Origin of the sequence: Brevundimonas sp. Root608, from assembly GCF_001427825.1 — a bacterium.
GTDB lineage: Bacteria > Pseudomonadota > Alphaproteobacteria > Caulobacterales > Caulobacteraceae > Brevundimonas.
Genome location: NZ_LMGT01000002.1, coordinates 68,801 through 77,914, shown reverse-complemented (window position 1 = coordinate 77,914; position 9,114 = coordinate 68,801). Strand labels below are relative to the sequence as shown.

The following is a 9,114-nucleotide window of genomic DNA, read 5'->3' as shown; positions in this document are numbered from 1 at the left end:
GAAGCCCGCCCCCGTCGGCTTGCGTGAACCGGTCGCGCGGAGCGAAGGCGGCGACGCCGAAAACACATCCGGTCCCCGTAACGCGAAAGCAGGGGGCCACATTCCGGTTCCGGGCCAAGCCGCCCGCGCTCCGCGACCTCCCCAACCGCTTCTCCGGACGCGGCGATGACGCACGCCAGGCGCCCCCCAACCTGTTGACTAACCCCGTCCCCCGTCCGACAAGACCTGACCCTTTTTCAGGCGGTCCCGACGCTCTCCGGCGCCGGGGCCGTCTCGCTTTTGGAGGCCTGCCCCGTGTCCACTGACCATCTGATGGGTGTCTACAACCGTGCGCCGCTGGAGGTGGATCGCGGTCAGGGCGCGCGTCTGTGGGGCAAGGACGGGACCGAATATCTCGACTGCGTCATGGGCATTTCGACCAACGCCCTCGGCCACGCCAACCCGATCCTCGTGCAGGCGGTCAGGGACCAGGCCGAAAAGCTCTGGCACGTCTCCAACATCTTCAAGATTCCGGGCCAGGAGGCCCTCGCCGACGCCCTGTGCGAGAAGTCGTTCGCCGACGTCGTCTTCTTCACCAACTCGGGGACCGAGGCGGTCGAATGCGCGCTGAAGACGGCGCGGAAATATCACTCGGCCAACGGCCAGCCAGAGCGGATCGACATCTACGGCTTCGACGGCTCGTTCCACGGCCGCACCTACGGCGCCATCAACGCCGCGGCCAACCCCAGCTACACCAACGGCTTCGGCCCGCCGATGGAGGGCTTCCACCAGCTGATCTGGGGCGACAGGGAGGCGCTGGAGGCGGCGTTCCGCAGCCCGACGACGGCCGCCGTCATTCTCGAGCCGGTGCAGGGCGAGGGCGGCTGCCGCGCCACGCCCGACGAGGACCTGCGCTGGATGCGCCAGATGGCCGATGAGAACGGCGTCCTGATCATCTTCGACGAGGTCCAGTGCGGCATGGGCCGGACGGGCCGGCTGTGGGCCCACGAATGGGCCGGCATGACGCCCGACATCATGGCCATCGCCAAGGCTCTCGGCGGCGGCTTCCCCATCGGCGCCTGCCTCGCCACGGCCCAGGCCGCCAGCGGCATGACGGTCGGCGCGCACGGCTCGACCTTCGGCGGCAACCCGCTGGCCATGGCCGTCGGCCGGGCCGCGTTCGGGGAGATTTCCAGGCCGGAGACCCTGGCCCACGTCAACGAGATCTCGGGCTATCTGAAACAGCAGCTGCACGGTCTGGCGCAACGCTATCCCGACGTCATCGTCGACGTGCGCGGCAAGGGCCTGCTGCTGGGCGTGAAGCTGGTCCCCAACAACCGCGACTTCATGGGCTGGGCCCGCGACGAGAACCACCTTCTGGTGGCCGGCGGCGGCGACAACTGCTGCCGCATCCTGCCGCCGCTGAACCTGACGCTGGAAGAGGCCCGCGAGGCGATCGAACGCTTCGAGCGGACCTGCGAATTCGCCCGCACCAAGATGGCGGCCTGATCATGGTCCGGCATTTCCTCGACATCCACAGACTCGAAGCCGACGAGCTTCGCGCCATCCTCGACGACGCCCACGCCCGCAAGGCAGCGCGCCAGGGCTGGCCGAAAGGCAGGGTCGACGCCGACGCTCCGGCCAGGGACCGTGTCCTGGCCATGGTGTTCGAGAAGAACTCGACCCGCACCCGCTTCAGCTTCGACGCCGCCATCCGCCAGCTGGGCGGGGCCTCGATCATCGCCAACGCCGGCGACATGCAGCTGGGCCGCGGCGAGCCGGTCGAGGACACCGCCCGGGTTCTGTCGCGCATGGTCGACGCCGTCATGATCCGCGCCAACAGCCACGAGGACGTCGAACGCTTCGCCCGCGTCGCCACCGTGCCTGTCATCAACGGCCTGACCGACCGCTCGCACCCGTGCCAGATCCTCGCCGACCTGATGACCATCGAGGAGCATCGCGGCCCGATCGCCGGCAAGACGATCGCCTGGGTCGGCGACGGCAACAACGTCTGCCACAGCTTCATGCACGCCGCGCCGAAACTGGGCTTCCGTTTCAACGTCGCCTGCCCGGCCGACTACCACCCCGACCTCCACGATCTGGCGCGCGGCGGCGACCATGTCGCCCTGACCAGCGACCCGCGCGAGGCCGTGGCCGGCGCCGATGTGGTCGTCACCGACACTTGGGTGTCGATGGGCGACGGCGACTACGAGGCGCGTCTGGAAGCCTTCGAGGGCTATGGCGTCGACGACCGGCTGATGGCCGCGGCGTCGAGCGACGCCGTCTTCCTCCACTGCCTCCCCGCCCACCGGGGCGAGGAGGTGACCGACGCCGTCATCGACGGACCGAAATCCCTGGTCTGGGACGAGGCCGAAAACCGCATCCACGCCCAGAAGGCCGTGCTGGCGTGGTGCTTCGCAGGCTAGGCGTCAGTTCAGGTTGACGTCCACGACCCCGCCCGAGTCCGGCAGCGTCTTCGTCACATTGGCCTTGGCGACCTCGTAGAAGAATTTGAAGAAGCCGCCCTCATTGACCCAGATGCGGCCGTCGTCGGCGTCGAAGCGAAGCAGGGTCAGGTGCGGGTCGTCCTTGCCCCCGGGATACCAGGCGGCGAGGATCGGGTTCCAGTAGCGCTCGATCTTCTCGCGGTCGTGGGCGACCGACAGCTGGCCGTGGATGCAGGCCCAGACGTTCTGGTCCTTCGAGCCGTAGTGGAACATGGCGCTCTGGCCTCCGCCGACCGAAACGTCCCTCGCCAGATCGGTGTCGTCGCGGGTGAAGAACCAGATGGTCCCGGTTTCCTCCTCGCGGAAGGCGGTCATCGGCTGGGCGTGATAGCCGGGCTGGTCCAGCCCGAGCATGCCGGTGTTGGACTTCTTGAGGTGGTCCCAGAATTCCTTCTCGGCCTCGGCGGCGGTGAGGGTCTTGTCGCCCATGGCGGGTCTCCTTGATCGTCGGGTCGATCAGGAATGGCCGGGCAGGGGTGCGGGTTCCCCCTCAGTACGGCCTTTGCGGCACGCCCAGCAGGGTTCCGATATGGATCACCAGGATGAAGACGCCGGCGCCGGCCAGCAGCATGATCAGTCGCCACGGCGTCATGCGCACCCCGCGCCTCGGATCCCAGGGTCGTGAGCCGCGCCAGCCGGCGAAGACCGCCAGGGCGATGGCGGCGGCCGTCAGGGCCAGGGTCAGGGTCATGTCCATCGGCGCGAGGTGGCGCGGACAGGGCGTTTGCGCAAGCCCGGAGACCTTTCCAACAGGTTAATCTTCACCCGCCGTTAACCTCCTCGGCGCGAGAATCCCTCCGGTGTCGGGGCTTTCCACAGGAAGTTGGAGTCCCACCATATCTTGGGGTTAACCACGCGTTTACACGCATCATCTTGGCGTCTAGCGTTCGGCAAGTAGGTCGGGAGGCGAATCAGTGAGCGCAGCCGCGCCGTGGAGCGTGAAGGGCATCGAGCCCAAGGCGCGCGAGATCGCCAAGGACCTCGCCCGGCGGTCCGGCATGACGCTGGGCGAATGGCTGAACACCATCATCATGGAGGACGGGGACGACGACGAGGGCGTCGTTCCGCTGGCCCGCCGCCCGCACGCCGCTGAAAGCTATGAACGCCGCGGCCGCAGCCGCCGGATGGACGACGCCTACGGCGGCCATGACGACCAGCTGGGCCGTCTGGGCGCCTCGATCGACGCCATCGCCGCGCGTCTGGAAGCCGCCGAGCGGCGCTCGACCATCGCCATCCAGGGCGTCGACCAGGCCGTGTCCGGGCTGGTGCGCCGGCTGGACGGTCAGGATCAGGACGGCAAGACGCACGCCCGCCGCATCGACGACATCGCCGAGGAACTGCGCGAGGGCCATCGTCGCCTGCGTCGCTTCGAGCAGGAGGTCGGCCCGCAGACCGCCGAAACCTTCGGCAAGGTCGAGACGACCATGGGGGCCCTGGCCGGGCGTCTGTATGACATCGAGGAGCGGCAGCGCTCGGGCGTCAACGAACTCCGCCAGCGCATGGACGCGGTCGAAAAGGCCGCGGGGCCGGGCGTCGGCGCCGACCTGCTGGCCCAGGTCGGTCAGCGGCTGGATCAGGCCCAGACCCGCACCACCGAGGCCCTGCGCGGCCTGGAGCGCTCGTTCGCCGGACTGGACCAGCGCCTGCGGGCGACCGAAGGCCGGATCGAACCCGAGAGCGCCCGCGAGGCGGCGCGCTTCGAAAAACTGGCCGAGACCCTGAGCCGCCAGGTCGAGGGCAATCGCGCCGAGATGATGCGGCGGCTCGACACCGCCGAGACCGAAGGCCGGATGGACCGCATCGAGCGCGCCGTCCTCGCCATCGGCGAACAGGTCAAGTCGTCCGAGGAGCGTTCGGCCAAGGCGGTCGAGGACATGGGCCGCGAGGTCCTGCGCATCGCCCAGAACCTGAACGGTCGGGTCCAGACCATCGAGAGCGCGGCTCCGATGCAGCTGGATGTGATCAGCCGCAAGGTCGAGAGCGACATGGGCCGTCTGGCCCAGGGGCTGGAGCAGCGGCTGACCGTCGCCGACGACCGGCACGCCCTGGCCCTGGAAAAACTGGGCGGCGAGATCACCCGCATTTCCGACCGGCTCAGCGAGCGCATCGCCCAGTCCGAGCGACGCTCCCAGCAGGCGCTGGAAGACATCGGGCGGCGCCTCGCCGACAGCTCCACGAAGATCGAGCAGGGCTACGACCGCGCGTCCGGCGAGCTGGCCGAACGCATGCGGCTGTCGGAAGAGCGCACCGCGGCCCTGATCGCCGAGGCGCGGGGCAATATCGAGCGCCGGGCCGAGCCGGGGCGTCCGGCTGCGGTCGAACCCGAGTGGCGGGCGGCCGCCTTCCCGGACGCGGCCTTCCCGGACGCCGACTTCGCAACTCCAGCCTTCGACGATCCCGTCTTTGCCGAGCAGCAGGCCTGGTCCGCCGACCTGGCCCCGCCCGAGCCCCAATCCGGCCCCACGGCGCCCGGCGAGGATGGGCTGAGCGCCGACGCCCTCTTCGACGCCGTCCTGCGCGGTCCCCGGACCGACGGAGCCCCGGCGGTATCGACTCCGTTCGGCAGCCGTCCCTCCGAAACCGCGGCCGCCGAGGTCTCCGCCGAGGCGCCGCTGGCGCAGACTGCGGAGCCCGCGCCGCAACCGGCCCCCTTCGCCTTTGGCCAGGGCTTCGGCGGCGCCGACGTTTCGGACGCGCTGCAGGCCACGGCCCCGGCGGAATTCGACGCCGGCCCCGACGACTTCGCCGGCGAAACCGAATTCGTCGACCCCCGCGCCCTGCGCGCCGCGGCGGCCCAGGGACGCGCCTCCTCGACGCGCCAGGCGATAGACGCGGCCCGCGCGGCCATGGCTTCGCCGGAAGCCGCCGAGGCTCCCGCCCGGTCCGGCTTCGGCCTGAAGAAGGGCGGCAAGTCGAAGCTGCAGGAGCGTCTGGACAAACAGGCTGCGCGTGGCGGCGGCACCGTGCGCAAGGCCCTGGGCGCCTCGGCCATCGCGGTCCTGCTCACCGGAGGCGGCGCCTATGCGACCGGCCAGCTGACGGGGTCGGGCCTGAACATTCCCGGCCTGACGGCTCCGCCCGAGGCCCAGCCCGTCGCCGCCCTTGCCATGTTGCCGACCGCTCCGACCCCCGCCGATCTGGAGCGCGGATCCGAATTGTATCAGCAGGCGATCGAGCTTCTGGACGCGGGCGTCGACAGCGGCGTCGACACGCTCAAGCGCGCCGCCGCTACGGGCTACACCCCGGCCCAGTTGCATCTCGCCAGCCTTTACCAGGACGGCGCCGAGGGCGTCCCCGTGAACCTGCGCGAGGCCCGGGTCTGGGCCCGCCGCGCGGCGGACGGCGGCGACGCCAAGGGCATGCATGCCTACGGCATGTATCTGTTCGAGGGCGTCGGCGGCGCCCGGGACCAGGGAGAAGCGCTGGCGTGGCTCAGGAGGGCGGCCGAACGCGGTCTGGTCGACAGTCAGTTCAATGTCGCCAAACTGTACGAGACCGGGGATGAAGCGATCGAGCCCGATCCCGCCCAGGCCTACAAATGGTACCTGATCGCGGCGCGCGCCGGCGACGGCGACGCCCAGGCGGCGGCGGAGCGTCTGGACAAGACGATCCCGGCACCGATCCGGACCCAGGTTCGCGCCGAGGTCGAGCAATTCCAGGTCGAACCGCTCGCCTGAGACGGGACCGCCAAGCTTTTCAGGCGCATCGGGTGGCGGGGGCCGCCGGGTGGGTCTAGGACAACCAGACTTCCATCGTCGCCTACCCGGCGCCTGACTTCAGTTCCAGCCGAAGGCGCGTCCTTTGGATATCTATCTGCCAATCGCCGAGGTTTCGGTGAACTGGCCGCTCCTGGTTCTGCTGGGCGCGGTGGTCGGATTCGTGTCCGGACTGTTCGGTATCGGCGGCGGCTTCCTGATGGCGCCGATCCTGATCTTCATGGGCATTCCGCCGGCCGTGGCCGTCGCCAGCCAGGCCAGCCACGTCGTCGCCTCCTCCACCTCCGGCGTCATCAGCTACACCAGTCAGAAGGCCGTCGATTACAAGATCGGTCTGGTCATGGCCGGCGGGGGCGTCCTGGGCGCCCTGCTGGGGGTCGAGCTGTTCCGCTACCTGCGCCTGCTGGGGCAGGCCGATCTGGCGGTGGCCCTGTCCTATCTGCTGTTTCTCGGCGCCATAGGCACCCTGATGCTCTACGAGAGCCTGGGCCAGATTCTTCGCCGGGCGCGCGGCGAGGTAGCGCCGCACAAGGAGCGCCGCCGGCCGCTGTGGCTGTACGGCCTGCCGCTGAAGATGCGCTTCCCGCGTTCGGGCCTCTACATCAGCGCCGTCCCGCCCTTCGGGCTTGGCATGTTCGTCGGCGTGATGTCGGCCATCATGGGGGTGGGCGGCGGCTTCATCCTCGTGCCCGCCATGCTCTATGTGCTGCGGATGAAGGCCGGGGTGGTGGTGGGCACCAGCCTGTTCCAGATCATCATCGTCACCGCCATGACCACCATCCTCCAGGCGGGACGAAACCAGACCGTCGACATCGTCCTGTCGATGTTGCTGCTGCTGGGCGGCGTCGTCGGGGCCCAGTACGGGGCCAGATGGTCGGGCCGGTTCCGGGCCGAGGAACTGCGAGCGGTTCTGGGTCTCATCGTTCTGATGGTCGGCATCCAGATGGGGCTGGAGCTGTTCGTGCGGCCGTCCGACCTGTTCGCCTTCGCTCCGGGGGTGGCCCAATGATCGCCGCCCTGCCGCCGCCGCCTCCCGCCATAGCCGCGCCGGCGCCGGAACGCTCGATCGGAACCATCGACCAGGTGCGCATCGCCGCAGCCCTGACCGACGCCCGGGTGAGGGTGGATTCCGGGTTCCAGGGCGCCTCGATCGTCCTGTATGGCGCGGTCTTCAACCCCGGCGACCAGCCCGCCGACGTGGTGGTGGTGGTGCGCGGACCGGACGGCCCGGTTCGCCTAGTCAAGAAAACGCGCAACATGGGCGTCTGGCTGAACAGCCGGCCCGTGCTGTTCGAGGGCGCGCCCGGCTTCTACATGACCGCCTCGACGCGGCCCCTGTCGGACATCGCCGACTTCGGCCAGCTGCGCCGGCTGGGCGTCGGCGTCGATCACCTGAGGATCAACGCCCCGGAGGAGAGCCGGACCGTCACCCGCTACGGCGTGCGCGACGTGGTCGTCAGCCGACTGGGCGAGGACTATCTCGACTTCCGCCGCGCCGTGATCCGGCTGCGCGAGGCGGCGGCCCTGTACAACACCGATCCCGATGGCGTTGAGTTCGTCGACCGCGGCCTGTTCCGGGCGGAGGTCGAGCTGCCCGCCGTCGCCCCGACGGGCCGCTATTTCGCCGAGGTCTGGCTGTTCCAGGACGGCGAGCCGGTGTCGGTCAGCAACCTGACCCTGACCGTCGAAAAGGTCGGCATCGAGCGCGACGTCTTCGAATTCGCCCACCGCCGTCCATGGACCTACGGCCTCCTGTGCGTCCTGCTGGCGGCGTTCACGGGCTGGGCGGCGAGCCGGGTGTTCCGGCGGCAGTAGTCAGCTCGCCGCGAACTCGCTGAGCGCGTCGATGACCGCCCGGTTCTGGTCTTCCGTGCCGACGGTGATGCGCAGACAGTCGGGCAGACCGTAGCCGCCGACGGGGCGGACGATGATGCCCCTGGAGTTCAGATAGTCGTTTGCGGCCGCGGCGTTGCGGATCTCGTCGGGAAAGCGGACCAGCACGAAATTGCCGGCCGACGGGAAGACGTCGAAGCCGAAGCCCTTGATGGCCTGGGTCAGGCGCGGGCGCCAGGCCTCGACCAGCTGGCGGGATGCTTGCTGGTGCGCCTCGTCGCCCAGGGCGGCGACGGCGGCCTCGATGCCCGGCACCGAGACGTTGAACGGCAGGCGGATGCGGTCGACCGCCTCGGCCACCTTCAGGGGCGCATAGCCGAAACCGATGCGCAGGCCGCCGAGGCCGTGGATCTTGGAGAAGGTGCGGGTGACGACGATGTTCTGGCTGTCGCGGGCGAGGGGGAAGCTGGTCTCCCAGTCCGGCTCGGCGACGAATTCGGCATAGGCCTCGTCGATGACCAGCAGGATGTGCGGCGGCAGGGCCTGGTGCAGGCGGCGGATTTCCTCGGCCGTATTGTAGCTGCCGGTCGGGTTGGACGGGCTGGAGACGTAGACGATGCGGGTCCGGTCATCGACCTCGCCCAGAATGGCTTCGGGCGTCAGGCGGAAGTCGGGCTCGGGCGCCAGCTTGACCGAGGCCTGGTTGGCCAGGGCGCTGATGCGATAGGCGAGGAAGCCGTATTTGCCGCTGACGATATTGTCGCCGGGCGTCAGATAGGTCTGGTTCAGCAGGGCGAAGACCTCGTCCGAGCCGTTGCCGAAGATCAGCCGCTCGGGCTCCAGTCCGTGGTGTTCGGCGACGGCGTCGCGCAGCTTGGTCGCCCGGCCGTCGGGGTACATGTGAATGTTGGCGACCGAGGCCTCATAGGCGGCGCGGGCCTTCTCGCCGGCGCCCAGGGCGTTCTCGTTCGACGACAGCTTCATCGGCGTCGCCACGCCCTCGATGCGCGACTTGCCGCCGACATAGGGGGCGATGTCGAGGATGCCGGGCTTGGGGGTGGGGGCGTCGGTCATGGGTG

At 69.5% G+C, this 9,114-nt stretch carries 8 protein-coding genes; 5 read left to right on the top strand and 3 right to left on the bottom strand.

Annotated elements, in window-relative coordinates; translation table 11 throughout:
* The first annotated feature begins 294 nt into the window (after positions 1-294).
* Positions 295-1,488 carry an aspartate aminotransferase family protein gene (locus tag ASD59_RS06110; protein ID WP_255356144.1) on the top strand — a complete coding sequence of 398 codons (1,194 nt, stop codon included), beginning with the start codon at positions 295-297 and terminating at the stop codon, positions 1,486-1,488.
* 2 nt (positions 1,489-1,490) lie between these two features.
* Positions 1,491-2,405 (top strand): ornithine carbamoyltransferase, encoded by a 915-nt coding sequence (gene argF / locus ASD59_RS06105; protein WP_055829884.1) that lies wholly within the window; start codon positions 1,491-1,493, stop codon positions 2,403-2,405.
* A gap of 3 nt (positions 2,406-2,408) precedes the next feature.
* On the opposite strand, the gene ASD59_RS06100 is transcribed toward argF, so the two are convergent.
* Together ASD59_RS06100 and ASD59_RS06095 are read right to left on the bottom strand one after the other, a co-directional pair.
* Positions 2,409-2,915 (bottom strand): pyridoxamine 5'-phosphate oxidase family protein, encoded by a 507-nt coding sequence (locus ASD59_RS06100; RefSeq protein ID WP_055829882.1) that lies wholly within the window; start codon positions 2,913-2,915, stop codon positions 2,409-2,411.
* A gap of 61 nt (positions 2,916-2,976) precedes the next feature.
* Complete coding sequence (locus tag ASD59_RS06095; RefSeq protein WP_235561736.1) at positions 2,977-3,177, bottom strand: hypothetical protein; 201 nt, start codon at positions 3,175-3,177, stop codon at positions 2,977-2,979.
* A gap of 223 nt (positions 3,178-3,400) precedes the next feature.
* Here ASD59_RS06095 and ASD59_RS06090 point away from each other — a divergent pair, with 223 nt between their 5' ends.
* From ASD59_RS06090 to ASD59_RS06080, 3 genes are all read left to right on the top strand, one after another.
* The gene (locus tag ASD59_RS06090; RefSeq protein WP_055829878.1) at positions 3,401-6,163 is read left to right on the top strand and encodes an SEL1-like repeat protein; all 2,763 of its coding nucleotides are present in this window, start codon (positions 3,401-3,403) and stop codon (positions 6,161-6,163) included.
* 124 nt (positions 6,164-6,287) lie between these two features.
* The gene (locus ASD59_RS06085; RefSeq protein ID WP_055829876.1) at positions 6,288-7,211 is read left to right on the top strand and encodes a sulfite exporter TauE/SafE family protein; all 924 of its coding nucleotides are present in this window, start codon (positions 6,288-6,290) and stop codon (positions 7,209-7,211) included.
* Positions 7,208-8,017: a TIGR02186 family protein gene (locus ASD59_RS06080; protein ID WP_055829874.1), complete on the top strand. Its 810-nt coding sequence runs from the start codon at positions 7,208-7,210 to the stop codon at positions 8,015-8,017. The genes ASD59_RS06085 and ASD59_RS06080 overlap by 4 nt, the downstream gene beginning before the upstream one ends.
* On the opposite strand, the gene hisC is transcribed toward ASD59_RS06080, so the two are convergent.
* The gene (gene hisC / locus ASD59_RS06075; protein ID WP_055829872.1) at positions 8,018-9,109 is read right to left on the bottom strand and encodes a histidinol-phosphate transaminase; all 1,092 of its coding nucleotides are present in this window, start codon (positions 9,107-9,109) and stop codon (positions 8,018-8,020) included.
* Positions 9,110-9,114: the final 5 nt, after the last annotated feature.